This is a genomic window from Dactylosporangium sp. NPDC005572 (assembly GCF_040605515.1).
In the GTDB taxonomy this organism is placed as follows: Bacteria; Actinomycetota; Actinomycetes; order Mycobacteriales; family Micromonosporaceae; genus Dactylosporangium.
The window spans coordinates 1-2035 of the sequence record NZ_JBEXCY010000446.1; the positions used below are offsets into that span (position 1 = coordinate 1).

Here is a 2035-nt window from a genome sequence, read left to right on the forward strand (position 1 = left end):
CCCGGCCAAAGGCGGTGTGCGGATCACCGCCGAGGGTGCGGCAGACGCCGATGCTGACGCGCATCGGCAGCGTGATCGTGCCGATCGTGACCGGCGGCGCGACTGCCGCGGTGAGGGACCAGGCGAGGGCCTGCGGGTCCCGCTCGGTGACGACGACGAACTCGTCGCCGCCGAGGCGGGCGACGAGATCGCCCGATTCGGCGGCACGGACGAGCCGGTCGGCGAGCTGCGCGAGGTACAGGTCGCCACCGTCGTGGGTGTGGACGGTGTTGATGTCGTGCATGCCGTCGACGTCGATGAGGGCGACGGTCACGTCGGTGCCGGCGGCGTCGAAGATGTGCTGCTCGGCGACCCGGCGCACCGCGAGCCCGGTGACCGGGTCCACGTTCGCGACCGCGAGGTCCGCCTCCAGTTCGGCGATGCGCTGCTCGGCACGAGCAGCACGGTCGTTGGAGAGGGCCAGAAGGATCGCCTGCTGGGCGAGGCCAGCCACGGCGATCGCAGCTGACAGCGCTGCGTGGCCGGTGAGCAGCAGCGACGGGACGATGGACAGCAGGAATGCGGTAGTGGCGGGCGAAATCCAGCGCCTGGCGGTCACCGATCGGGTGAGGTACATGCAGGGTTCTCCTTCGGTCGGAGGGACGAGGCCGGAAACGCAGGCACGGCAACGCAGACGAACCGAGGTCCGGTTCGCCTGCGTGGGTATGTGCGTGTACTGGGATCAGTGGGGCGCAGAAACCGGGTGACGAGCGAACACACCGGGGGTCAGCTACCAGGCGGGGTAGGTTTCCCCGGCGAGAGGATCTGCTCGGCGGAACGCGAGTATCGCTGCGGTTTCGAGTGTGGCGAGGCGGGCGTTGGCGGCGGTGAGGTAGCCCAGGCGCTGCGACAGCAGCGGGCTGCGGGCGCGCATCGGCTCGTGGTTCAGGCCGGTGACGAGGGCGTCCCCGACCGTCGCCGCCAGCCGGTGATAGGTGACGTAGGTGCGCTTGCCGGCCTGAAAGGCGTCCAGTTCGTCCAGGTCCAGCAGGACGGGCGGATGCGTACGGTTGTGGCGCAGCATGGCCTCGACACGGAGCTGACGCAGGAACGCGCGGCGGGCGGCATCCAGGCTCTGGCCGTCGGCACCGATGCGGTGTGCCTGCGGCGCCCAAGCGTCGGCCCGCGATGTGCCCCGGACCACGTCGAGCCAGAGCATGTATCGGTCGGCTGCGTGCTCGGCGCCGCGTTCGCGGGTGGCGGCGACGTCGAACTCGTCGACCCGGGCGGCGAAGTGCAGCTTTTCGCGAGCCGAGCGGCACGTCCGCCGCTGCCATACCACGTCGCTGGTCCCGGAAGGTACCGCGGCGCACCAGTCGAAGGTCGAAAGCAACAGGCGCGCCGACGAGTTGACGCACAGTAGCCATGTCGTAGTCACGGCGGTCGTGCATGCATACGAGGCCGGTCCGAATCCAGCACGCGGGGACGACGAAGCTGTCTGCGTAAGCGGTGTGACGACCGCGCTGATTGAGGCGGTGCAGGCGAGATGACACAACGATGGCCACGATCAAACCTCCTGGTTCCTGGGATGGGTGTGCCGTCGGGCGAACCGGTCCCGGTTCACCCGACGCGCGGCTTGGGTTGGCACGCTGCGGTTAGCGGGTGCAGCAGGCGACGAGGTTGTCGGGCCCGGCGAGGGCGGTGATGTGCCGGTTCGCTTCGGCGAGGTAGGCGATCTGGGTGGCGTGGCGGTCGTTGTCGGCGGCGAGGTACGTGCCGTCGAGGCAGACGACTGCATCACCGGGAACGGCGCACAGCCAGCCGTAGTAGCTGTAGCCCTGCAGGCCGGTCTGGAACGCCTCCAGATGGCTGGTGGGCAGCGCCATGACCTTGTTGGGCAGGGCGTTGTAGGTGAGCATGCTCGCGACGCGCGGCTGGGCGAGGTACTGCGCCTGCGCGGTGGCGAGGGGGTACGTGCGCGGATTGGCCAGGTGCCGGTCGAGGAAGGTCCAGTACGGCTGGGCGGGCCGCGTGCCGGCGACGACCTGGTGCCAGA

General features: G+C 69.7%; 2 protein-coding genes and 1 pseudogene. All 3 read right to left on the reverse strand.

Features of this window, described 5'->3' with window-relative positions; all coding sequences use genetic code 11:
- A partial coding sequence (locus tag ABZS66_RS61480) for a GGDEF domain-containing protein (protein ID WP_354774222.1) occupies window positions 1-616 on the reverse strand: 616 nt, incomplete at its 3' end.
- Between the two features lie 153 nt (window positions 617-769).
- The gene (locus ABZS66_RS61485) at window positions 770-1417 is read right to left on the reverse strand and encodes a hypothetical protein (RefSeq protein ID WP_354774224.1); all 648 of its coding nucleotides are present in this window, start codon (window positions 1415-1417) and stop codon (window positions 770-772) included.
- A 217-nt stretch (window positions 1418-1634) separates the two neighbouring features.
- Window positions 1635-2035 (reverse strand): annotated as a pseudogene (locus ABZS66_RS61490) (hypothetical protein); the annotation flags it as partial.